The organism is Streptomyces sp. CS113, assembly GCF_002188365.1.
Taxonomy (GTDB): Bacteria; Actinomycetota; Actinomycetes; order Streptomycetales; family Streptomycetaceae; genus Streptomyces; species Streptomyces tendae.
In genome coordinates, this window is sequence record NZ_KZ195574.1 from 3,006,975 (window position 1) to 3,029,243 (window position 22,269).

At 71.1% G+C, this 22,269-nt stretch carries 20 protein-coding genes and 2 tRNA genes; 10 read left to right on the top strand and 12 right to left on the bottom strand.

Annotated elements, in window-relative coordinates:
• The first annotated feature begins 64 nt into the window (after positions 1–64).
• The 3 genes from aroA (at position 65) to B9W62_RS12930 (ending at position 2,886) form a co-directional block, all read left to right on the top strand.
• On the top strand, positions 65–1,381 hold the full coding sequence (gene aroA / locus B9W62_RS12920; RefSeq protein WP_087807321.1) for a 3-phosphoshikimate 1-carboxyvinyltransferase: 1,317 nt from the start codon (positions 65–67) through the stop codon (positions 1,379–1,381).
• Positions 1,382–1,393: 12 nt separating this feature from the next.
• Positions 1,394–2,407, top strand: coding sequence for a ribosome small subunit-dependent GTPase A (gene rsgA, locus B9W62_RS12925; protein WP_087807322.1), 1,014 nt, complete (start codon positions 1,394–1,396; stop codon positions 2,405–2,407).
• Between the two features lie 155 nt (positions 2,408–2,562).
• On the top strand, positions 2,563–2,886 hold the full coding sequence (locus B9W62_RS12930; RefSeq protein ID WP_087807323.1) for a DMT family transporter: 324 nt from the start codon (positions 2,563–2,565) through the stop codon (positions 2,884–2,886).
• A 39-nt stretch (positions 2,887–2,925) separates the two neighbouring features.
• Here B9W62_RS12930 and B9W62_RS12935 read toward each other — a convergent pair whose 3' ends face one another.
• Complete coding sequence (locus tag B9W62_RS12935; RefSeq protein WP_087807324.1) at positions 2,926–3,537, bottom strand: TetR/AcrR family transcriptional regulator; 612 nt, start codon at positions 3,535–3,537, stop codon at positions 2,926–2,928.
• A gap of 181 nt (positions 3,538–3,718) precedes the next feature.
• Between B9W62_RS12935 and hisN the strand changes: the two genes are divergently transcribed.
• Both hisN and B9W62_RS12945 read left to right on the top strand, forming a co-directional pair.
• A complete protein-coding gene (gene hisN, locus B9W62_RS12940; protein WP_087807325.1) occupies positions 3,719–4,519 on the top strand; it encodes a histidinol-phosphatase in 801 nt (266 codons plus the stop codon).
• A gap of 132 nt (positions 4,520–4,651) precedes the next feature.
• A complete protein-coding gene (locus tag B9W62_RS12945) occupies positions 4,652–5,059 on the top strand; it encodes a CBS domain-containing protein (protein ID WP_179235467.1) in 408 nt (135 codons plus the stop codon).
• Positions 5,060–5,213: 154 nt separating this feature from the next.
• Here B9W62_RS12945 and B9W62_RS12950 read toward each other — a convergent pair whose 3' ends face one another.
• Entirely contained in the window at positions 5,214–6,665 is a 1,452-nt protein-coding gene (locus tag B9W62_RS12950; RefSeq protein ID WP_087811882.1) for a catalase, read from the bottom strand.
• 153 nt (positions 6,666–6,818) lie between these two features.
• Here B9W62_RS12950 and B9W62_RS12955 point away from each other — a divergent pair, with 153 nt between their 5' ends.
• Both B9W62_RS12955 and B9W62_RS12960 read left to right on the top strand, forming a co-directional pair.
• A complete protein-coding gene (locus tag B9W62_RS12955; RefSeq protein ID WP_087807327.1) occupies positions 6,819–7,235 on the top strand; it encodes a Fur family transcriptional regulator in 417 nt (138 codons plus the stop codon).
• Positions 7,236–7,284: 49 nt separating this feature from the next.
• A tRNA-Met gene (locus B9W62_RS12960) sits at positions 7,285–7,358 on the top strand.
• A 238-nt stretch (positions 7,359–7,596) separates the two neighbouring features.
• Here B9W62_RS12960 and B9W62_RS12965 read toward each other — a convergent pair.
• The 3 genes from B9W62_RS12965 to B9W62_RS12975 all read right to left on the bottom strand — a co-directional run bounded on the left by B9W62_RS12965 (position 7,597) and on the right by B9W62_RS12975 (position 12,825).
• Positions 7,597–9,432, bottom strand: a complete 1,836-nt coding sequence (locus B9W62_RS12965) for a tetratricopeptide repeat protein (RefSeq protein WP_373433682.1) — start codon at positions 9,430–9,432, stop codon at positions 7,597–7,599.
• Between the two features lie 230 nt (positions 9,433–9,662).
• Positions 9,663–9,736, bottom strand: a tRNA-Met gene (locus B9W62_RS12970).
• 86 nt (positions 9,737–9,822) lie between these two features.
• Positions 9,823–12,825 (bottom strand): UPF0182 family membrane protein, encoded by a 3,003-nt coding sequence (locus B9W62_RS12975; RefSeq protein WP_087807329.1) that lies wholly within the window; start codon positions 12,823–12,825, stop codon positions 9,823–9,825.
• 164 nt (positions 12,826–12,989) lie between these two features.
• On the opposite strand from B9W62_RS12975, the gene B9W62_RS12980 reads away from it, so the two are divergent.
• Positions 12,990–13,532 (top strand): PPA1309 family protein, encoded by a 543-nt coding sequence (locus B9W62_RS12980; protein WP_179235468.1) that lies wholly within the window; start codon positions 12,990–12,992, stop codon positions 13,530–13,532.
• Between the two features lie 42 nt (positions 13,533–13,574).
• Here the strand turns inward: B9W62_RS12980 and B9W62_RS12985 are convergent, their stop codons facing one another.
• From B9W62_RS12985 to B9W62_RS12995, 4 genes are all read right to left on the bottom strand, one after another.
• Positions 13,575–14,669: a YlbL family protein gene (locus tag B9W62_RS12985; protein WP_087807331.1), complete on the bottom strand. Its 1,095-nt coding sequence runs from the start codon at positions 14,667–14,669 to the stop codon at positions 13,575–13,577.
• A 73-nt stretch (positions 14,670–14,742) separates the two neighbouring features.
• Complete coding sequence (locus tag B9W62_RS40155) at positions 14,743–14,907, bottom strand: hypothetical protein (protein ID WP_003973774.1); 165 nt, start codon at positions 14,905–14,907, stop codon at positions 14,743–14,745.
• A gap of 119 nt (positions 14,908–15,026) precedes the next feature.
• On the bottom strand, positions 15,027–15,485 hold the full coding sequence (locus tag B9W62_RS12990; protein ID WP_087807332.1) for a molybdenum cofactor biosynthesis protein MoaE: 459 nt from the start codon (positions 15,483–15,485) through the stop codon (positions 15,027–15,029).
• A gap of 115 nt (positions 15,486–15,600) precedes the next feature.
• A complete protein-coding gene (locus tag B9W62_RS12995; protein ID WP_087807333.1) occupies positions 15,601–16,722 on the bottom strand; it encodes an SDR family oxidoreductase in 1,122 nt (373 codons plus the stop codon).
• A 192-nt stretch (positions 16,723–16,914) separates the two neighbouring features.
• Here B9W62_RS12995 and B9W62_RS13000 point away from each other — a divergent pair, with 192 nt between their 5' ends.
• Positions 16,915–18,369 (top strand): zinc-dependent metalloprotease, encoded by a 1,455-nt coding sequence (locus B9W62_RS13000; RefSeq protein WP_087807334.1) that lies wholly within the window; start codon positions 16,915–16,917, stop codon positions 18,367–18,369.
• Positions 18,366–18,884, top strand: a complete 519-nt coding sequence (locus B9W62_RS13005; RefSeq protein ID WP_087807335.1) for an NUDIX hydrolase — start codon at positions 18,366–18,368, stop codon at positions 18,882–18,884. The genes B9W62_RS13000 and B9W62_RS13005 overlap by 4 nt, the downstream gene beginning before the upstream one ends.
• A 59-nt stretch (positions 18,885–18,943) precedes the next feature.
• Here B9W62_RS13005 and B9W62_RS13010 read toward each other — a convergent pair whose 3' ends face one another.
• Genes B9W62_RS13010 through B9W62_RS13020 form a run of 3 tightly spaced genes read right to left on the bottom strand, consistent with a single transcriptional unit; the run spans position 18,944 to position 22,153 of the window.
• Positions 18,944–19,699: an AIM24 family protein gene (locus B9W62_RS13010; RefSeq protein WP_087807336.1), complete on the bottom strand. Its 756-nt coding sequence runs from the start codon at positions 19,697–19,699 to the stop codon at positions 18,944–18,946.
• Positions 19,700–19,716: 17 nt separating this feature from the next.
• The gene (locus B9W62_RS13015) at positions 19,717–20,397 is read right to left on the bottom strand and encodes an AIM24 family protein (RefSeq protein WP_087807337.1); all 681 of its coding nucleotides are present in this window, start codon (positions 20,395–20,397) and stop codon (positions 19,717–19,719) included.
• Positions 20,398–20,410: 13 nt separating this feature from the next.
• Positions 20,411–22,153, bottom strand: a complete 1,743-nt coding sequence (locus B9W62_RS13020) for a TerD family protein (protein WP_087807338.1) — start codon at positions 22,151–22,153, stop codon at positions 20,411–20,413.
• Positions 22,154–22,269: the final 116 nt, after the last annotated feature.

The following is a 22,269-nucleotide window of genomic DNA, read 5'->3' on the forward strand; positions in this document are numbered from 1 at the left end:
TCGGTCAGGTTTCGCCGCTTTTGATCAAGATCTCCGATCGTCCTCAGCCATTAAAGTGGGGCCCATGACCGTGAACCCCGCGCACACCACCCTCTGGCCCGCCCCGCACGCGAGCGGGGCCGTCGACGCGACCGTCCACGTGCCCGGGTCCAAGTCGGTCACCAACCGTGCCCTGGTGCTGGCCGCGCTCGCCTCCGAGCCCGGCTGGCTGCGCCGCCCGCTGCGCTCCCGCGACACCCTGCTGATGGCCGAGGCCCTGCGCACGATGGGCGTCGAGATCGAGGAGGGCGTCGGCCCCGAGGGCACCGGCGAGTTCTGGCGGGTCATCCCGGCCGGCCTGCGCGGCCCGGCCACGGTCGACGTCGGCAACGCGGGCACGGTCATGCGCTTCCTCCCGCCGGTCGCCACGCTGGCCGACGGCACCGTCCGCTTCGACGGCGACCCGCGGTCGTACGAGCGTCCGCTGCACGGTGTGATCGACGCGCTGCGCGCCCTGGGCGCCCGCATCGACGACGACGCGCGGGGCGCGCTGCCGATGACCGTGCACGGCGGCGGCGCCCTGGAGGGCGGTCCGGTCGAGATCGACGCGTCGTCCTCCTCCCAGTTCGTCAGCGCCCTGCTGCTGTCCGGACCGCGCTTCAACCAGGGCGTCGAGGTGCGCCACACCGGCTCCGCGCTGCCCTCCATGCCGCACATCCGCATGACGGTCGACATGCTGCGCGCGGTCGGTGCCCAGGTCGACACCCCGGAGTCCGGCGGCGAGCCGAACGTCTGGCGGGTCACCCCGGGCGCGCTGCTCGGCCGGGACCTGACGATCGAGCCGGACCTGTCGAACGCCCAGCCGTTCCTGGCGGCGGCGCTGGTGACCGGCGGCAGGGTGGTGATCCCCGACTGGCCGTCCCGCACCACCCAGCCCGGTGACCGGCTGCGCGAGATCTTCACCGAAATGGGCGGTTCCTGCGAACTGACCGACTACGGTCTCGTCTTCACCGGATCGGGTGCCGTCCGGGGCATCGACGTCGACCTCGGCGAGGTCGGCGAGCTGACCCCGGGCATCGCGGCCGTCGCCGCCCTCGCGGACTCCCCTTCGACCCTGCGCGGCGTGGCCCACCTGCGGCTGCACGAGACGGACCGGCTGGCCGCGCTCACCAAGGAGATCAACGAACTCGGCGGTGACGTCACCGAGACCGCCGACGGTCTGCACATCCGCCCGCGCCGGCTGCACGGCGGCGTCTTCCACACCTATGAGGACCACCGCATGGCCACCGCCGGCGCGATCATCGGCCTCGCGGTCGAGGGCGTCCAGATCGAGAACGTGGCGACGACCGCCAAGACGCTGCCCGACTTCCCCGACCTGTGGACCGGGATGCTCGGGGCGTAGGGACGGTTCGCCATGCGCCGCTACGGCAAGCACACCGACGAGGACGACATCCGCTCGCGCCCCAACCGCAAGGGCAACCGGCCGCGCACCCACATCCGGCCCAAGCACGAGGACGCCGCCGAGGGCCTGGTCCTCACCGTGGACCGCGGCAGGCTGACCTGCCTGGTGGAGGACCGGGTCGTCATGGCGATGAAGGCCCGCGAACTGGGCCGCAAGGCAGCGGTCGTCGGCGACCGGGTGGCCCTGGTCGGCGACCTGTCCGGCAAGAAGGACACGCTCGCGCGGATCGTCCGCATCGAGGAGCGCGTCTCCGTGCTGCGCCGCACCGCCGACGACGACGACCCCTACGAGCGGGTGGTCGTCGCCAACGCCGACCAGCTCGCCGTCGTCACCGCCCTCGCCGATCCCGAGCCGCGCCCGCGCCTGATCGACCGCTGCCTGGTCGCGGCGTTCGACGGCGGTCTCACCCCGTTGCTCGTGATGACCAAGTCGGACCTGGCGCCGCCGGACGAACTCCTGGGCCTGTACGGCGCGTTGGACATCCCGTACGTCGTCACCAGCCGCGAGGAGCTGGAGAACGGCGCGGCCGCGGACCTGGTGCGCGAGCATCTGGACGGGAAGATCACCGCCTTCGTCGGCCACTCCGGCGTCGGCAAGACGACCCTGGTCAACACCCTGGTGCCCGAGGACCGCCGCCGGGTGACGGGTCATGTCAACGCGGTGACGGGCCGCGGCCGGCACACCACGACCTCGGCGCTCGCCCTGCCGCTGTCCTCGGCGGCGGGCGGCTGGGTCGTCGACACCCCGGGCGTACGGTCGTTCGGGCTGGCGCACATCGACCCGTCCCGGGTGATCAACGCCTTCCCCGACCTGGTACCGGGCACGGAGGGCTGTCCCCGGGCGTGCAGCCACGACGAGCCCGACTGCGCGCTGGACGCCTGGGTCGCCGAGGGACACGCCGACCCGGCCCGGCTGTACTCGCTGCGCCGACTGCTGTCGACACGGGAACGCAAGGAAGGGGATTGACCCCCGCGTTGTTTGCCGTGCCGTGCGACAGGTAAGTGCATAATCGCACCAAGCCGGAACCAAGCCTGAGCAAAGCCGGACGACGTCGGGCCGGACGAAGCCACTGATCGACACCGACACAGCGGTCGCGGCAGGGGACCACGGGAGGACAAGACATGGCGTGGCTGCTGGTCATAGTGGCCGGAGTGCTCGAAACCGGCTTCGCCGTCTGTCTGAAGCTGTCGCACGGCTTCACCCGGCTCTGGCCGACCGTCGCCTTCTGCGCCTTCGCGCTGGGCAGTTTCGGCCTGCTGACGATGTCCCTGAAGAAGCTCGACGTCGGCCCCGCGTACGCGGTGTGGACCGGCATCGGCGCGGCGGGCACCGCCATCTACGGCATGGTCTTCCTCGGCGACCTGGTCTCGACCCTGAAGATCGTCTCGATCAGCTTCGTCATCATCGGCGTGATCGGGCTGCAACTGTCCGGCTCGGCGCACTAGGACTCTCCCGGCCCCTTCCCGGGAGCCGTCGGGCCGCCGCTATGCCGTCAACCGGCGCGGCAGGGCGGTGCGCAGGAGGTCCGCCACCCCGCCCTCGGCGGGCGGCGCGGCGACGCAGGACAGGGCGAGCCGCACCGCCAGTTCGCAGGAGCGGGCCAGTTCGGCGGCGTCCGGCGGCGGCAGCGGACCGGCGCCGTTGAGTACGGCCACGGCGCGGTCGCGGACGAGGCCCACGAAGTCGCCGGGCGAGGGCAGCGGACCGTCGGCCCGCCGCTGGGCCGGCACGGCGGAGGAGGACGGCACCGCCGTCAGGGCCGGCGAGGGCAGCCGCTCGCTCCAGCACCCGGTGAGCATGGCCCGCACCAGCGCGTTGTCGTGGGCAGCCGACATCATCCACTCGGCGGTGGCGGTGAGACGCTCGCGCGGGTCGCTGGGTCCGGCGAGGGCGCGTTCCACCCCGGCGAGGTAGCCGTCGGCCTCCCGCCGCACGAGCGCCCGGGCGAGGCCCTCCTTGCTGCCGAACTCGTTGTAGAGGGTCTGCCGGGACACCCCGGCGGAGGCCGCCACGTCCACCATCCGCACGGCGGACCACGGCCGGCGCGCCAGCGCCGTGTAAGCGGCGTCGAGCAGGGACTCCCGGGCTGCAGGCACCCTCGCCTCCCTCGGGCCGAGCGGATTCCGGCGGATGTACCGAGCGGCTTGCTGCCAGATTTGACGGGTGCGGGGGCACTGTCAAGGGTCCTCGCGCCGCCTTCCCACCGCCGTGCCGTGCCCGCCACGCCCGTCAAACCCCTGGTAGCCCCGCCCGGCCCGCGACAGATAGCGTGACGGCATGCCCGATTACCTCGACGACCTCCGCCTCGCCCACGTGCTCGCCGACGCCGCCGACGCCGCGACGATGGACCGCTTCAAGGCCCTCGACCTGAAGGTCGAGACGAAGCCGGACATGACCCCGGTGAGTGAGGCGGACAAGGCCGCCGAGGAACTCATCCGCGGCCACCTCGCCCGCGCCCGCCCCCGCGACTCGGTGCACGGCGAGGAGTTCGGCGTGGCGGGCACCGGCCCCCGCCGCTGGGTCGTCGACCCGATCGACGGCACCAAGAACTACGTGCGCGGCGTCCCCGTGTGGGCCACCCTCATCGCCCTGATGGAGGCGAAGGAGGGCGGCTACCAGCCGGTCGTCGGCCTCGTCTCGGCGCCGGCCCTCGGCCGCCGCTGGTGGGCGGTGCAGGACCACGGCGCGTTCACGGGCCGCAGCCTGACCTCCGCCCACCGGCTGCACGTCTCCCAGGTCTCCACGCTCTCCGACGCCTCCTTCGCGTACTCCTCGCTGAGCGGCTGGGAGGAGCAGGGCCGCCTCGACGGCTTCCTGGACCTGACCCGCGAGGTGTGGCGCACACGCGCGTACGGCGACTTCTGGCCGTACATGATGGTCGCCGAAGGCTCGGTGGACCTCTGCGCCGAACCCGAGCTCTCCCTCTGGGACATGGCCGCGAACGCGGTCATCGTCACGGAGGCCGGGGGCACCTTCACGGGCCTCGACGGCCGCCCCGGCCCGCACAGCGGGAACGCGGCCGCGTCGAACGGCCGGCTCCACGACGAGCTGCTCGGGTATCTCAACCAGCGCTACTGAGCGCCCGCCGACTCGCCCTCCACGCCCCCTTGTTGACCCGTGCTTTACCTGTCACTCTGAGAGTCCCCCCACTTGTGAACTTGTGAATCCATGAACTAACTCATGGATCACCGGCAGGAGGTGGCTCCACCCATGCTCGTCCGCGAAGTCATGAGCACGGTCGTCCTCACCATCGGTCCCGCCCACACACTCCGCCAGGCCGCCGCCCTGATGGCCGCACGCCGCGTCGGCGCGGCCGTGGTGTACGACCCCGACGCCGACGGCATCGGCATCCTCACCGAACGCGACGTCCTCGTCTCCGTGGGCCGGGGCCAGGACCCGGACTCCGAGCGCGCCCACGGCCACACCACCACCGACGTCGTCTTCGCCGCCCCGACCTGGACCGTGGAGGAGGCGGCGGGCGCGATGGCCCACGGCGGCTTCCGCCACCTCATCGTCCTGGACGGCGGCGAGCCCGTCGGCATCGTCTCGGTGCGCGACATCATCCGCCGCTGGGCACCCGCACGCACCCCGCACCACGCGCCGGTGGTGACCGCCTGACGCGACGCGAGGTACCGACCGGCACGGAGCGGTACGGCCGGGACGCAACGGGTACGGCCGGAACGGAGCGGGTACGGCCGGAACGACGAACGGGCCGGACCCCCGTCCCCGGGGATCCGGCCCGCCGCTACGACAAGCGGTCCAGTGCTGGATGTCAGCCGCGCAGGGCCTGGACCGCGGCCTCCAGCCGCTTGCCGAAGTCACCGTCTGCCTGACGGAAGTTGTCGATCGCGCGCTCGACGATGTCCTCGCGCGAGACGCCGGACAGGGCACCGGCCAGGTTGCCGATCAGCCGCTCCTTCTCCGCGTCCGTCATCAGGCGGTAGAGGTTGCCCGCCTGGACGAAGTCGTCGTCCTCGGCGTGCGAGGGCGCCGCACTCTCGCCGGTGACGCCGGAGACCGCGACCGGCTGCCACAGGGCCCGGTCCGTCTGGAACGGGCCGCCGAAGCTGTTCGGCTCGTAGTTCTTCGCGCCCTTGTGCCGGCCGTCGTACAGGTGGCCGTCACGGGAGTTGGTGCGTGCCACGGTGGCGTGCGGGCGGTTCACCGGCAGCTGGTCGGCGTTGATGCCGACGCGGTAGCGGTGGGCGTCGCCGTAGGCGAAGAGGCGGCCCTGGAGCATCTTGTCCGGGGACGGCCCGATGCCGGGCACGAAGTGCGCCGGGGAGAAGATCGACTGCTCGACCTCGGCGAAGACGTTCTCCGGGTTGCGGTTGAGCTCCAGCTTGCCGAACCAGACGATCGGGTAGTCCGCGTGCGGCCACACCTTGGTCAGGTCGAACGGGTTGAAGCGGTACGTCGCCGCCTCGGCCACCGGCATGATCTGCACGCCGACCGTCCACGACGGGTACTCGCCGCGCTCGATGGCCTCGCGCAGGTCGCGCTGGTGGGAGTCGGGGTCCGCACCGGCGAGCCTGTCCGCCTCGGCCTGGGTGAGGGTCTTGATGCCCTGGTCGGTCTTGAAGTGGTACTTGACCCAGAAGGCTTCGCCCGCCTCGTTGTTCCACTGGTAGGTGTGCGAGCCGAAGCCGTCCATGTGGCGGTACGACGCCGGGATGCCGCGGTCACCGAACAGCCAGGTCACCTGGTGCGTCGACTCCGGCGACAGGCTCCAGAAGTCCCAGACGTTGTCCATCTCGGTCGATCCCGTGTAGGGGTCGCGCTTCTGGGTGTGGATGAAGTCCGGGAACTTGATGGCGTCCTTGATGAAGAACACCGGGGTGTTGTTGCCGACGAGGTCGTAGTTGCCCTCTTCGGTGTAGAACTTCAGCGAGAAGCCGCGCGGGTCCCGGACGGCGTCCGCCGCGCCGAGGTTGCCGGCCACGGTGGAGAAGCGGAGGAAGGTCTCCGTCTCCTTGCCGACCTCGGAGAGGAAGGCCGCGCGCGTGTACCGGGTGACATCGGCGGTGACCGTGAAGGTGCCGTACGCACCGGCGCCGCGGGCGTGCACGACGCGCTCCGGGATGCGCTCGCGGTTGAAGTGGGCCAGCTTCTCCAGCAGGAGCTGGTCCTGGACGAGCACGGGGCCGCCGACGCCCGCCGTCTCACTGTTCTGGTTGTCGGCTACGGGAGCACCTGTCTCCGTAGTGAGCGGTCCCTGAGTCACGAGCTCCTCCTGCGCCATTCCTGGCGATCCTGCGAGTCCTGTCGCTTGGCTAATGCCGTTCCCGATCCTACAATAGACAATGTCTAAGTCAAGCAGGACTCCAATTTCACACCCGTTCGGGACCTGGTCCCCCTTGCTGTTAGGCTGATCTGTATGAGTGACCTTCTGGAACGGCTGCGCGGGCGCGGTTGGCGCATGACCGCGCAGCGGCGCGTGGTGGCCGAGGTCCTCGACGGCGAACACGTTCACCTGACGGCCGACGAGGTGCACTCCCGGGCCGTGGACCGGCTCCCCGAGATCTCCCGGGCGACCGTCTACAACACCCTGGGCGAGCTGGTCTCGCTCGGGGAGGTGCTGGAGGTCGCGACGGACAAGCGCGCCAAGCGCTACGACCCGAACGCGCACCGGCCGCACCACCACCTGGTCTGCGCCCAGTGCGGCGCGATCCGCGACGTCCACCCGACCGGCGACCCGCTGGCCGACCTCCCCGACTCGGAGCGCTTCGGCTTCACGGTGTCGGACGTCGAGGTGACGTACCGCGGCACCTGCCCGAACTGCGCGTCGGCGTGAGCGGGATTTGCTTCTCGTCTTCGTGTTGACGTAGTGTTCCATTCATCGACGCGGGGTGGAGCAGCTCGGTAGCTCGCTGGGCTCATAACCCAGAGGTCGCAGGTTCAAATCCTGTCCCCGCTACTGAAGACCTAGGGCCGGGATCCGCAAGGATCCCGGCCCTAGGTGTAATTGCGGACAGTCGCCGCTCGCCCCCGCTGCGGGCAGCTCTGCCGCCGGGGCGGCACGGGTGGGCGTGGGGGGGGTACCTCCCAGGCCATTCAGGCACCGGGAGAGGCACCCGGTGGGCGCCGGCCCGCGTCACCACTCCCGCCCAGCCGAACTCCGGGCACCTCACCACGCGCCCGAGATCAGCGCAGCGTCACGCCGACAGCTCCTGCCGCAACGCGTCCCGCAACCGCGCCGCCCGCTCCCCCACCTCCGCCGGCCCCAGCGACACCGCCAGGTCCGCCCACCGCTGCCCCTCCGCCAGCTCTCCCCGCCGGGCGAACACCAGCGCCAGCCGCAGCGCCGCCCGCCCGTGCCCGGCGTCGGCGGCCCGGCGCCACCACACGACGGCTTCCGGCTCGCTGCCCTCGCGCGCCAGCAGCAGCCCCAGGTTGAACGCGCCGTTGCGCGACCCGGCCTCGGCCGCCTCGCGGTACCACCGCGCCGCCTCCACCACGTCGCCGCGCGCCGCGGCGAGCATCCCGACCCGCACCTGGGCCCGCCGGTGCCCCTGGGAGGCCGCCCGCTCGTACCACTCCTCGCACTCGGACTTCTCCTGCGTCGGCTCGCCCAGCTCGTGCGCGGGCGCGGGCGGCCGGCGCGCGTCCAGCACCGTCGCCAGCCGGTACGCGGCCTCCGCGCTGCCGCCTCCCGCCGCACAGCGCAGGAAGCGCTCCGCCTCGCGCTCGTCCCCGGCGCGCAGCCGCGCCATCCCGACCTGGAGCGCGGCCTCGGTGTGCCCGGCCGCGGCGGCCCGCTCGTACCAGCGCAGCGCCGCCCGCTCCTCGCTCCGCCCGGCGTGCAGGATCCCCAGGTTGAAGGCGGCGTCGACACTGCCCGCCTCGGCGGCCTTGGAGAACCACGGCTCGGCACCGCTCTCGTCACCGGCCCGCAGCAGCAGGATGGCCAGCGCGTTGGAGGCCTCCCGGTGCCCGGCGTACGCCGCCCGCCGGTACCACTGCTCGGCCTGCGCGGTGCGGCCCTGCTCGGCGCAGAGCAGCCCCAGGTTGTACGCCCCGTTGTCGTCACCGGCGTCCATCGCGGCCCGGTACCAGCGCTCCGCGGTCTGCGGCTCGCCGCGCTCGGCGTGCAGCGCGCCCAGGGCGTTGGCGGCGTTGCCGTCGCCGTCCTGGGCGGCGCGCAGCCACCACACGGCGGCGCTCTCGGTGTCCCCGGCGTCGCGCAGCAGGAAGCCGAGCGCGCAGGCGGCACGGGCCTCGCCGTCCTTGGCGGACGTGAGGTACCAGCGGCCGGCCTCCTTGAGCTCGCCGCGCCTCTCGAGGATCGTCCCGAGGTGCAGCGCGCCCCGCCGGTGGCCCCGCGCGGCGGCCTGGCGGTACCACTGCTCGGCCTCGTCGGCCGCGAGAGCGGCGGCCTTGTCGTCGCCGCCGTCCTGCCCGGCCCGCCGGTCCAGCGTCCGGGCCAGCCGGTACGCCGCCTCCCGGTGCCCGCGCTCGGCCGCGGCCCGCATCCACCGCTCGGCCCCGGGGTCGTCGCCGCGGTGCTCCAGCAGGTCGGCGAGCGCGTAGGCGCCCAGTACGTGACCCTGTTCCGCGGACTGGCACAGCCAGTACGCGGCGGCGGGCTCGTCCCCGCGTTCGCGGAAGTGGCGGCCCAGCGCGTGCGCGGCGGCGGCGGAACCGGCGACGGCGGCGATGCGCCACCATCCGGCGGCCTCGTCGGCGTACCCGCGCTGGTGCAGCAGGACGCCCAGGTTGTTGGCGGCGGCCCGGTCGCCGGCCGCGGTGGCGGCCCGCAGGTGGGACTCGGCTCCGTCGAAGTCGCCGCGGCGCAGCAGCATCGCGCCGAGCACGCTCATCGCCTCGACGTCACCACCGTCGACGGCGAGCCGCAGACGCACTTCCTCGGCGGCCTCGTCGGCGGCCTCCTGAGCCTCGTCCGCGGCTTCCTCCTGATCCGACGGCTGACCGGACGGCTGCGCAAAACGCCCCGTCCCGAACAGATTTGCCATGTCCCCCATAACGTTCATCGTCGCACCACCCGCAACCTCGGTACATCCGGTATACCGCAGTGAGTGAGGTCACTTCAGCGTTTTGTCGACATGCCCACAGGGAGACAAGTCAAACACAGATCGGCCCAACTCCCCTTGGCGGCGCGGCCGTCGTGTCCGCCGGTACATGCGTTCGCACATCACGAAGGCCCGGATTCCTTGTGGAATCCGGGCCTTCGTGGTCGCTCGCACGTAGCTCACGACTTCAGTAGCGGGGACAGGATTTGAACCTGCGACCTCTGGGTTATGAGCCCAGCGAGCTACCGAGCTGCTCCACCCCGCGCCGTTGTGTTCACAACCCTAGCACGGCGCGGGATGGGCTTTGACCAGCTCGAACGCCCGTCGCGGACGCCCGGCGCGGCCCCTCGGTCAGCCGGTGTCCGATCCTCCCCCGGCATCACCGGTCGGTGTCGCGCCCGGACTGGCCTTGTCGCCTGCGGCCTTGTCCCCGCTGTTCTTGTCACCGGTGTTCTTGTCGTCGCCGTTCTTGCCGGCGCCCTGGTCGACCTTGGCCTGTGCGTCCTCGGCCCGCTGGAGCGCCTCCTCGAGGTCCTTCTGCGCCTCGGCGTACGCGGCGAGGTCCTTCTGCTCCAGGGCCTTCTGCCCGGCGTCGAAGGCCTTCTGCGCATCGCTCAGCGCTTCCCGGACCGTGGGGTTGGTGGACGTCGGCGGCGGTTCGGTGGTGTCGTCGCCCTCGTCCGGTGGCGGCTGTTCGCTCTCGGCGGCCTGGGCTCCGAAGACCTTGTTCAGGGCCGCGTCGAGCGTGTTCTCGAAGGCGGTGTTGCCCCCGTAACTCACCAGGACCTTGCGCAGCAGCGGGTACTTGAGGTCGCCACCGCGCACGTAGACGGGTTCGACGTACAACAGCCCGCCGTCCAGCGGCACTGTGAGCAGGTTGCCGTACTCCACCTCCGAGTCGCCGCCTCTCAGCAGCCTGATGGACTCGGCGATGTCCTGTTCGGAGTTGAACTGGCTCTGCACCTGTTTGGGTCCGTCGACGGTCGTGCTCGTCGGCAGTTTCAGGATTCTGATCTTGCCGTAGTCACTGGTGCCCGCCTCGGCGTCTACCGCCATGAACGCGCTGAGGTTGTCACGCCCGTTGGGTGTGAACGTCGTCGTCAGCGAGAACGCCTGCGCCTTCTGGTCCGGCATCTTCATACTGAGGTAGTACGGCGGCACCGCGTCGCCCGACTTGTTGGTCGGGTCGTCCGGCACCTGCCACACCTCGCTGCCGCTGAGGAAGGTGTTGGCGTCCTTCACGTGGTAGCGCGTGAGCAGCTCGCGCTGGACCTTGAACAGGTCCTGCGGATAGCGCAGGTGCGCCATCAGCTCCTTGGAGATCTCGCTCTTGTCCTTGACCGTGTCCGGGAACGCCTTCATCCAGGTCTTCAGTATCGGATCCTGGGTGTCCCACTGGTAGAGCTTCACGTCACCGCTGTACGCGTCGACGGTCGCCTTCACGGAGTTGCGGATGTAGTTGACCTGGTTCTGCTGGGCCACCACCGCGCGCGAGTTGTTGTTCGCGGTCAGCGAGTCCGCGGTGGTGTCGCCGAGCGTCGTACGGGAGGCGTACGGATAGCCGTTCGTCGTGGTGTACGCGTCGACGATCCACTGGATACGGCCGTCCACCACCGCCGGATAGGCGTCGCCGTCGATGGTCAGCCAGGGCGCCACCGCCTCGACGCGCTCCTTGGGCGTGCGGTTGTAGAGGATCCGCGAACCCTCGCCGATGGCACCGGAGTAGAGGATCTGCGGCTCGCTGAACGCCGCCGCGTACGCCGCCCGGTTGATCGGGTTGGACAGGTCGACGCCGCCGTCGCCCTTGTAGCTGAACGTCTTCTCCCCGGTGTCGTCGGAGTAGTCGATCTCCTTCTGGGGACCGCCGACGATCGAGTAGGTGGTGGTCTTCTCGCCGTAGTAGACCCGCTGCTCGTACGTGCCGAGGTCGCCCTCGGACGGCAGGTTGGACTCGGTGAAGACCGGGCGCCCCTCGGAGTCGACCTGGGTGCCCTTCGCCGCGACCACGCCGTAGCCGTGGGTGTAGCGGAAGTGGTTGTTGATCCAGTTCTTCTTCGGGATGCCCGCCAGGTTCAGCTCGCGCAGGCCGATGACCGTGTCCTGGTCCTTGCCGTCCTTCGCGTAGCGGTCGACGTCCAGGTTGGTCGGGAACGCGTAGTAGTTACGCATCTGCTGGAGCTGCTGGAACGTCGGCGAGATGATGTTCGGGTCCATGATCCGGACGGAGGCCGCGGCGTCCGCGTCGTCACGGAGCTTGGTCTTGTCCTTGGTCTCGCTCTTGCCCGGGTACTCCGTGACCTGGGTGCCCTCGATGCCGTACGCGTCGCGCGTGGCCGCGAGGTTCTTCTCGACGTACGGCGCTTCCTTGGCCTGCTCGTTCGGCTGGACCTGGAACTTCTGGACCAGCGCCGGGTACAGGCCGCCGATGAGGATCGCGGAGAGCACCATCAGGCCGAAGCCGATCACCGGCAGCTGCCAGGTGCGCCGCCACAGGGTGGCGAAGAACAGCAGGGCGCAGATGACCGCGATGCAGAACAGGATCGTCTTGGCCGGCAGGTAGGCGTTGGCGTCGACGTACCTGAGGCCCGTCCAGTTGTCGGTCGCCTTGAAGTCGCTGGACTTCACCGCGAGGCCGTACCGGTCGAGCCAGTAGGCGACGGCCTTGAGGGCGACGAAGACGCCGATGAGCACCGACAGGTGCCCGGTGGCGGCGGCCGTGGCGCGCGCGCCGGGGCTGGTGACGCGGAGCCCGCCGTACAGGTAGTGGGTCAGCGCGGCGGCGATCACGGAGATGATCACGGCTGCGAAGCCGAAGCCCAGCAGGAACCGGTACCAGGGCAGGTCGAAGGCGTAGAAGGCGACGTCCAGCTTGAACTGGGGGTCCTTCTGCCCGAAGGGCACGCCGTTGACCCACATCAGCCAGGTCCGCCATTGCCCGGACGCCGAGGCGCCGGCGATCAGGCCGACCAGGGCGGTGATGCCGAGCAGCAGCCACTTCTTGTACGGGGCGATGCCCATCCGGTACCGGTCGAGGTTCTGCTGCTCCATCGACATGGCGCTCAGCGGCGGGCGCAGGCGGTGGGCCAACCAGATGTTGAACCCGACGGCGAGCGCCATCAGCAGGCCGAAGACGAAGAAAAGCCCGATCTTGGTCCACAGGGTCGTCGTGAACACCGACGAGTAGTGGACCGACCGGTACCAGAGCCAGTCCGTCCAGAATCCCGCGAACATGGTGAACGCCATGGCGAGCACGGCGAGGACACCAAGTGTCAGCAGCAGGGTTCGGACACGCCGGGACGGGCGGCCCACTCTGATCCGCGGCCCCGACGGGGGGCCTCCGCCGCGGTCCGGCATCTGGAAAGCCAAGGTGCGCACCTCGAAGTTCGCTGTTGATCCGTCAGGCCCTCGGGTTCGCGGGCCCCCCGTGCGCCCCCGTGATCGTGGGCCCACACTTATGCAACTTACTCATCGTTTACTCGGTTCCCGATTCCGGCCATGAACGAGGCAGGATTGTGACCATGTCCAACACCCCCATGGCAGCGAGCCCCCTCACCCGGGCCGTACTCGAGATCGACGAGTACGTCTCCGGCCTCGGCTGGGACCAGCCCGCACGCCTCTTCGCCCTTGTCGACACCGCACGCCTGCGGGCCGACCAGCCCTCGCTCGCGGACCGGCTCGGTCTGCGGGAGGAGTCGGAGACCTCCGGCCTCACACCGATCGAGCAGGACGAGATTCCAACGGGCCAGGCGCTCGACGAGTTCCTGGGCACCATCGCCTGGCCCGACGCCGTGGTGGGCTGCGCGCTCACCGTGGAGCGGCTGATGCTGCCGCCCTCGGCCGAGGCCCAGGTGCCTTCGGGCCTCAACGAGAAGAAGCTCGCGCAGTGGGTGGCGGAGCACCCGGACCGTCAGGAGGTCCGCATGACGGTCGCGGTCCTGCGCGACGGCAGCCGCGACTCGGCCCTGCGGCTGCGGGAGAAGGACGCGGCCACGGAGGTCCTCACCGGCTCCGAGCTGGTGCCGGGTCTTGCCGAGGCGCTGACGGCGACCTTCGAGGAGTAGCCCGCCGGACGCCGATTCCGCCGGGACGGCAGTGCGGGAGGGCTACCCCCGCGTGCACTTCGGCAGGTCGGCGGTCTTGCCGGAACGGATGTCCTTCAGCGCGCCGAGGGCGTCGTCGATGGTGTCGACCTTCACCAGGGTGAGTCCGTCGGGGGTGTCCTCGGCGGCCGCCGCGCAGTTGTCCGCGGGCGTGAGGAAGTACTGGGCGCCCTTGTCGTGCGCGCCGATGGTCTTCATGCCGATGCCGCCGATCGGGCCGACCTTGCCGTTGTCGTCGATCGTCCCGGTGCCGGCGACGAACTTGCCGCCGGTGAGGTCGCCGGGGGTCAGCTTGTCGTAGATGCCGAGGGCGAACATCAGGCCGGCGCTCGGGCCGCCGACGTCGGCGAGCTTGATGTCGATGTCGAACGGGAACGTGTGATCGGTTCCGGCGGAGATCCCGACGACGGCGCGCTTCTCGCCGGCGTCGTCGGAGGTCTCGGTGGTGATCGTGACCCGCTGCGTCTTCGTCGGCGTCCGGCCCTCCTTCTCCGCGGCGGCCTGCTCCTTGGCGGGCACGATCGTGAAGACGGCGTCCTCGCCCGGCTCGTGCTTGGTGACCAGCTCGGCGACGTCCGTGGGCTTCTTGACGGCCGTACCGTCCACGGCCTTGATCACGTCACCGGCGTGCAGCCTGCCCTGCGACGGGGAGTCCTTGACGACGGCGGAGACGACCACCCAGGACTTCACCGGGATGTCGAGCGCCTTCAGCGCGGCCACCTTCGCGGTCTCCTGGGACTGGCTGAACTCCTCCGCGTTCTCCTGGGTGGCCTCTTCCTCGGTCTTGCCGTCCGGGTAGAGGGTCTCGTGCGGCACCACGCTGTTGTCGTGCGCCAGCCAGCCGTAGACGGCCTCCACGAGGTTCATCTTGTACTCGGCGCTGGTGACCCGGACGGTGGTCATGTTCAGATGGCCGCTCGCCTCGTAGGTCTTGTGACCGGAGATCTGGAGCACCGGCTCGCCGTCGTGGTCCCCGAGGGTGTTCACCGTCGGCCCGGGTGACATCTCCGAGTACGGCACGGGGATGAACACACCCGCGCACAGGAGCGCGATCAGCATCAGGGTGGAGGCGAGCATCGTCGCGGTGCGGCGTGGCATGGCACGACAGTACGGGACGTGGCTGTCGGAACACCGTCAGGGCTGCGGTCGTCGGACGGTCGTCACGGGACCGTCAGGCACCCGTGCGGGGCTTCTCCATGGCCTCCCGGAACCGGGCGTACCCGTCCAGCTCGGGGCCGTCGCTCCGGGCCCTGCGGGTCCGGTTGGCCCAGCTTCCCCACAGGCCCGCACCGACAGCGGCCACCAGTGGAATCAGCAACCAGGCAAGCGCTCCCATACCGACCTCCCAACCCCATGAGCGTCCGCGACTGACTGATCAGCAGATTAACCATTCGCAGTGACAACGCTCACGCCGGGGGGCGGGTTACGCAACCGGAGGCGGCCCGGGCGAAAGCGCTACGCGCCCACCCATTCCTCGGTTCCGTCGGAGAACGTCTGGTGCTTCCAGATGGGCACCTCGTGCTTGAGGTCGTCGATCAGTTTCCGGCAGGCGTCGAAGGCCTCGCCCCGGTGCGGGCAGGACACGGCGACGACCACCGCGAGGTCCCCGACCTCCAGGTCACCCACACGGTGCAGTGCCGCGAGCGCCCGCACGGGGTACTCCGCGGCGACCTTCTCGGCGACGCGCCGCATCTCGGCCTCGGCGCTCGGGTGGCACGAGTACCCGAGCCGGTCGACGTCGGTGCCGCCGTCGTGGTTGCGCACGGTCCCCACGAACAGTGCGGTGCCGCCCGAGGCGTCGTCGCCGACCGCGCGGAAGACCTCGTCCACGGACAGGGGCGTCTCGCGGATGCCGATCAGCTTGACGGGGTCCGCTGCGGCCAGCTCGCCGGGGTGGTCCTTCGTGGTTGCCATACGCCCATCGTGCCCCACGCCGCGGACGGTGCGGAATAGCGTGATCGCCCGGCACGCGCGCGTACGGCGTCGGAGCCTCCTACAGGAGTCCTGAGGCCGCCGGCCGGTGTCCGGCTCAGATGCGGCGCCGTGCCTTGCGCGCGCGGCGCACCACCGCGGCCGCGCCGAGCAGCGCCACCGTCGCACCCGCGGCCCCCGCCGCCGTCGCGTCCTTGCGCCCCAGGCGCCGCCCGGCGACCGTGTGCCGCCCCGAGACCTCCTCGAGCAGCTCCGCCAGGACCTCCTCGTTCGTGTGCCGGGGACGCCATCCGGCGTCGTGCAGGCGGCTGCCGCTGACGACCCAGGGGTACATCGTGTACGCCAGGTCCCCCGCCGGGGACGGCGTCAGTCCGATCCGGTGCAGCCGGGCCGCCGCGCCGAGCGCGACCGCGGAGGGCAGCTCCATGCGCCGGATGCCGCTGAGCTCCTCGACCTCCTCCTGCTCCAGCCAGCCGTCGCACCCGACGGCCAGCTCGCCGTCGGCCTTCTCCAGGACGGCGTACTCCAGGGCACTGCACAGGTCGTCGACGTGGCAGAACTGCCACGCGGGCCGCGATCCGGCCACGACCAGCAGCCGGGGCGACTCGAAGTACCTGGTCAGCGCGGTGTCCATGCCTCCGACCAGCACGGCGGGCCGCACCACGGTCACGTTCAGCCCGGGATGCGCCCGGGGGGCGCGCCGCGCGAGCCGCTCGATCTCCAGCAGGTCGCCGACGCCGGTGGCCTCGGCCGTGGCGCGCAGCTCGGCGTCCTCGGACAGCGGCAGCTCGTTGTCCGGGAGGGCGCCGTAGACCATCGCGGAGGTGCACAGCACGACCCGGTGCACGCCGGCCGCCGCGGCGGCGGTCAGCACGGTCTGGGTCCCCCGGACGTTGTAAGCCGTACGGGCGGCCGCGTCGGTCTCCAGGTCGAGATCGAGCGCCAGGTGCACCACGACGTCCGCACCACGCAGTTTCTCGGCGATGGCCGGGTCCCGTACGTCCAGGATCTGCCACTCGGCCGCCTCGCACCCCCCGCGCCGTTCGTCGATGGCCACGACCTGTCTGACCTCGTCGGATGCGGCGAGCCGTGCGGTGAGCAGGGCCCCGACCCCGGACGCGGCACCGGTGACCGCGACGACGGGTCCGCGCGCGCCGGAGCGGGCGGAACTGGTTGACTGGTTTCGCGCTGCGCGAACCTGCGGATCTGGGGAACTCACCGGGCGTCTCCAGAGGTTGTCTTCAGTACGAGCGCGAGCGACGCGTGCGTACCAGGTGGCATCCATCCTGCCGCAGGCCGTCAGTCGGCGAAGCACCGAGGCCCGAACGGCTTCGGGTGTCTACGCTGGGTGGTGAAGTCGGGCAGCCGTGCCGCCGGAAAGAACCGGCGGCCCTACCAGCCGAGGAACCCCGTGAGTGACACCCCATTCGGATTCGGCCTTCCGCCGGAGGAGCCGGACGACGGCGACGAAGGCAAGAAGAAGGACCAGCAGAGCGGCGGTGGTCAGGGACCGGCCAACCCGTTCGGTTTCGGGATGTCCGGAGCCGGAGGCCTGGGCGGCCCCGGCGCGGACAACCCGTTCGCTGCCATGTTCGGTTCCATGAACCCCAACGACCTGGGCGCCGCGTTCCAGCAGCTGGGCCAGATGCTCTCCTACGAGGGCGGCCCGGTGAACTGGGACATGGCCAAGCAGATCGCCCGCCAGACGGTCTCCCAGGGCACGCCTGACGGCCGCAAGGACGCCAGCGTCGGCCCCGCCGAGCGCAATGCGGTCCAGGAGGCCGTGCGCCTGGCCGACCTGTGGCTGGACGACGCCACGGCCCTGCCGTCGGGCGCGGGCACCTCCGTGGCCTGGAGCCGCGCGGAGTGGGTCGAGGCGACCCTGCCGGCCTGGCGCGAGCTGGTCGACCCGGTCGCCGAGCGCGTCGGCAACGCCATGGGCGACGTCCTGCCGGAGGAGATGCAGGCCATGGCCGGCCCGCTGATCGGCATGATGCGGTCCATGGGCGGTGCCATGTTCGGCACGCAGATCGGCCAGGCCGTCGGCGTGCTGGCCGGCGAGGTCGTCGGCTCGACCGACGTGGGCCTGCCGCTCGGCCCGGCCGGCAAGGCCGCGCTGCTGCCGGTGAACATCGAGTCGTTCGGCAAGGACCTCGGCGTGCCGCAGGAGGAGGTGCGCCTGTACCTGGCCCTGCGCGAGGCCGCCCACCAGCGCCTCTTCGCGCACGTGCCGTGGCTGCGCTCGCACCTGTTCGGCGCCGTCGAGGGCTACGCCCGCGGCATCAAGGTCGACACGGCCAAGCTGGAGGACGTGGTCGGCCAGTTCGACCCGCAGAACCCGGAGCAGTTGCAGGAGGCTCTCCAGCAGGGCATGTTCCAGCCGGAGGACACCCCGGAGCAGAAGGCGGCCCTGGCCCGCCTGGAGACGGCCCTGGCACTCGTCGAGGGCTGGGTGGACGCGGTGGTGCACACCGCCGCCAAGCCGCGCCTGTCCTCCGCCGACGCGCTGCGCGAGACGCTGCGCCGCCGGCGCGCCTCGGGCGGTCCCGCGGAGCAGACCTTCGCGACGCTGATCGGCCTGGAGCTCCGCCCGCGCCGGCTGCGCGACGCCTCCCGCCTGTGGGCGTCCCTGACGGACGCGCACGGTGTCGACGGCCGGGACGGTCTGTGGGCCCACCCGGACATGCTGCCGACCGCGACCGACCTGGACGACCCGGACGGCTTCGTGCACCGCGAGCAGCTCGACTTCTCCGAGCTGGACAAGATGCTCGGCGAGGCGGCGGGCAAGCCCGACCTGAAGAAGAAGGACCGGGGCGAGAGCGGAAACGACGGCCGGGACGAGGCCAAGGGCGACGACGGCGAGTGAGTCTCCACGACGACGCGGTCCTGGTCCTGAAGGGGTACGAGGGGGGCCAGGACGAGCTGCGTCAGGTCTACCTGGACCATCTCGCCACCCATCCGGACGGCATGTGGAAGGCCTGCGCCGACGGGCACCTCACCGCGAGCGCCATGGTGATCGACCCGTCGCGCGAGCGGGTCCTGCTGACCCTGCACAAGAAGATGCGCATGTGGCTTCAGATGGGCGGTCACTGCGAGCCGGCCGACGAGACGCTCGCGCGGGCGGCCCTGCGCGAGGCCACCGAGGAGTCGGGCATCGCCGGGCTGACGCTGCTTCCGGGCGGTCCCGTGCGGCTGGACCGCCACCACACGCCCTGTGCCTGGCACCTGGACGTGCAGTACGCGGCCGTGGCCCCCGAGGGGGCCGTGGAGGCGATCAGCGACGAGTCCCTCGACCTGCGCTGGTTCCCGTACGCCGAGGTCGCGGACGTGGCCGACGAGTCCGTCGTACGTCTGCTGGCCGCGACCCGCGCCCGCCTGTGACCGGTAAGGGGTGACCGCCCTGGCGATCACCCCTTACCGAACTGCGGCCGTGCAGGCGCTCAGCTCCAGACGTTGCCCTGGTTCTGACCGCGGGCCCCGTGCTGCCCCATGCCGTACTGGGCGGCGACACCCTGTCCGACCTGGGCGTTCTGCGGCGGCAGCAGCTCGCTGGGCTGGACGAGCGCGAAGCCGCTGCCCATGAAGCTCAGCTCCCAGCCCTCGCCGGTGTTGCCGCGGCGCCGCCACACCCCGGAGGAGTGCGTCTGGGCCTGCATCTGCACGCGCAGGCCGGTGGACCAGGCGACGATCGCGTCGGCGTCGCAGTTGACGTACTTGTCGGGCGTCACCTGGAGGAAGAGCGGGGAGCCCGAGGTCATCAGGGCGACCTTGCCCCGGCCGGTGATGTTGAGCTGGTACTTCCCCGAGCCGGAGATGCCGTAGAGGCTGTCCACCGCGATGACCTCGTGGTGCAGGGACGAGTCCATCGCGAGCACGTAGCTGCTGTCGACGGTGAGGCCGTCCTGGTCGACGTCCACCACGTGGACGCACTGGGCGAGGTTGGAGAAGTAGACCGTGCCCTGCCCGTGGCAGCGCATCAGGTCCAGGCCCTCACCGGTGTGCGCACGCGAGCGCGACTGGCTGTTGCTCTGGTACTCGGCGTCGAACTCGACGAGCCCCTGGTAGGCGACCATCGTGCCCTTGCGGGCGAGCACGTCGTCGTGGCCCGTCAGGGCGACGCGGAGCATGTGCTTGTTCTGCAGGCTCCAGGCTTCCTGGGTCTGCTGGTCGTTGTAGGCGAAAATCGGGCTCTGCATGATGTTCTGGCTCCCCCTCAGCCCCGGACCCGGAGGCGGTCGGTGCTGTCCTCGCTGGGCTGGACGACGACGATGCCCTGACCGGAGAAGGCCATCTGGAAGGCCTCGCCGCTGCCGCGGCCGATCAGCGACTGCGCCTTGAAGCTGCGCTTGCCCTTCACCTTGAGGTTCGGGGACCAGGCGACGAGCGCGTCGGGGTCGACGTAGGTCTCGTCCTCGCCGCCGCCGCAGTCGACCACGATCGGCTTGCCCCGTGAGGTGAGCGCGACCCAGCCCTGTCCGGAGATCCTGGTGTTCCACAGGCCCTGCCCGGCGAACTTCGCCAGGCCCTTGACCCGCTCCACGCCCCACGTCAGGTGGGCGTCGAAGGCGAGCAGGTTGGTGGCGTTGACGGAGATCCCGTCGCCGTTGAGGTTGATGACGACGACGTTGGCACCGTAGTCGGCGAGATAGAGGAGCCCGTCGCCGGAGCACTTCATCAGAGGCGCGCCCTCGCCGGTCATCCAGTCCTTGGCGATCTGCCGGACGGCCGGCGGGTTCGGCTCGTACTGGACGAAGCCCTCGTAGGCGACCATGGAGCCCACGCGCGCGAGGAGGTCGTTTCCGGTCTGCATGGCGACCTTCAGCATGTGATTGCCGTGGTTCTCCATGCGGGCGCCGACGGGTGCGGGAGCGTAACCCGCGAGCGGCTGGTTCATGTCGGGCTCTCCCTCAGATCTCGTACGGCTGGACGATGACGAAGCTGCCGGGCGCGGCCCGGAACTGCAGGTTGACGCTTTCGCCCGTGTCGCCCGCGTAGGAGTTGCGGCGCATCCGCACCTGGCTGGAGACGACCACCTGCGCGGCGGCGGACCAGGCGACCACGGCGTTGCAGTCGGCGAACGTCGTGGGCGTGACCGGCAGCACCACGGGCACGCCGCGTGTCTTGACGACGATCGTGCCGGTGCCCTGGAACTGCATCGTGAACAGCGCGCCGCCCGGGATGCCGTGTCCCTCGATGCGGCGGACCTCGTACTGGAGGCTCTCGTCGAAGGCGAGGACGTTCTCCGCGGAGACGCACACGGCGTCGCCCTGGAGCTCGATGGGGTGGAGCATCGCGGAGTTCTCCGCGAGGAACACCTGTCCCTTGCCGGTGCAGCGCATCAGCTGCATCTCCTGGCCGGTCGCGTTGCCCACGACCCGGCCGGCGAATCCGGCGCCCTTGTAGCTGAAGTCGACCTTGCCCTGGTAGAGCACCATGCTGCCCTGCCGGGCGAGCACGGGCCGGCCCTCGGCACCGAGGTCGACGCGGACCAGCTTCTTGTTCTGCTGGGTCCAGCGCTGTCCGGTCGCCGTCTCCTTGAACTGCTGGAGCGCCGCGGTCACACCGGCGCCCTGCGGTGCACCCTGGGGCATGCCCTGGGGAGGCTGCTGCCCGTAGCCCGGGGGTGGTGTCGGCTGCCCGTGTCCCACGGGAGGGCCGGGCTGCCCGTAGCCGGGGGGCGCAGTCGGCTGTCCGTATCCCGGCGGCGGGGCCGGGGCCTGGGGGGCCTGCGGCTGGCCGTAGCCGGGGGGCGGCGGCGCGGTCTGGCCGGGGATCTGGCCGTACGGCGGCTGCTGCCCGGGCTGGCCCGGCTGGCCGTACGGCGCGGGCGCCGGGGCGGGGGGCGGCACCGGGGCGCCGCCGGACGGCGTGTTCATCGGCGCGACGATGGTCTGCGCGGCGTGCACGTCCGGGCCGGGCGCCGGAGCGGGAGCCGGTGGCGGCGGGGCGGCGGGCGGCGGGGCGAAGCCCTGCGGGGCGGGCTGGGGCACGGGAGCCGGGGCGGGCGCGGACGCGGCGGGCGCGCCGAAGGCCGGCGGCGCCGCGGCCTGCGCGGGCGGGGCGAAGCCCGGGGCGGCACCGGCCTGCGGCTGCTCCGGCTGCTGCGGGGCGGGCGTCTCGTCCTCGGCCACCTCGCCGCCGAAGTTCCTCAGCAGGGCGTCGAGCCCGCCGTCGAAGCCCTGCCCGACGGCGGCGAACCGCCACACGTCCTTGAGATAGAAGTCGCCCAGCATCACGGCGCGCTCGGTGGAGAACTCGGAGCCGCTGAACGGGTACCGGGCCACTTCCTCGCCACCGGCGACGATCCGGATGTACCCGGGCCCCACCTGCGACATCTGTCCGGCGCCGTCGATCGTCGCGGTGAAGGACAGCTTCTGGATCTGCTGCGGGATCCGGTCCAGGGTGACCCGGAAGGACTCCGTGTCACCCGCCTGCGCACCCAGGAGCTGGATGGACTCCTCTGGGGTCTTCGGTTGGTTGAAGAACACGAAGTACCGGTCGTCCGACAACCGCTCGTCGGCGTCGAGACCGAAGCAGCTGATGTCGAAGCTCAGCCCGGGGCCGGAGATCTGCACGCCTACGTACAGATCCGTGCCCGCGGTCAGATCACTGATCCTGGCCTTGTGGCCGCGTTGAAATTCCCTGGCCATGCGTTACGACCGTCCCCCATCCGAATGCGAGTGCGTCGCGACAGGCTAACGGCAAACACCGACACCGGAGGAAGTCGGTACAGACCCGGTACGAAACCCGTGCGGGGCCGTGGCGG